Origin of the sequence: Neisseria sp. P0014.S009, assembly GCF_051958155.1 — a bacterium.
GTDB lineage: Bacteria > Pseudomonadota > Gammaproteobacteria > Burkholderiales > Neisseriaceae > Neisseria > Neisseria flavescens_C.
Window position 1 is genome coordinate 1 of the sequence record NZ_JBQCVS010000077.1, and the last position, 339, is coordinate 339.

The following is a 339-nucleotide window of genomic DNA, read 5'->3' on the forward strand; positions in this document are numbered from 1 at the left end:
GTGTATAAGAGACAGCCTACGGGTGGCAGCAGTGGGGAATATTGGACAATGGGGGAAACCCTGATCCAGCGACGCCGCGTGGGTGAAGAAGGCCTGCGGGTTGTAAAGCCCTTTCGGTAGGGACGAAAGCTCTCGACCTAACACGTCGAGAGGATGACTTAACCTACAAAAGAAGCACCGGCTAACTCTGTGCCAGCAGCCGCGGTAATACAGAGGGTGCGAGCGTTAATCGGAATTACTGGGCGTAAAGCGCGCGTAGGCGGCTTGGTATGTCGGGTGTGAAATCCCCGGGCTCAACCTGGGAACTGCATCCGAAACTGCCTTGCTAGAGTATGGGAG

Annotated in this window: 1 rRNA gene; it reads left to right on the top strand. The window is 56.0% G+C overall.

The window, feature by feature from the left end:
* Positions 1–339: ribosomal RNA gene (locus tag ACTHS4_RS11735) — 16S ribosomal RNA — on the top strand; the annotation flags it as partial.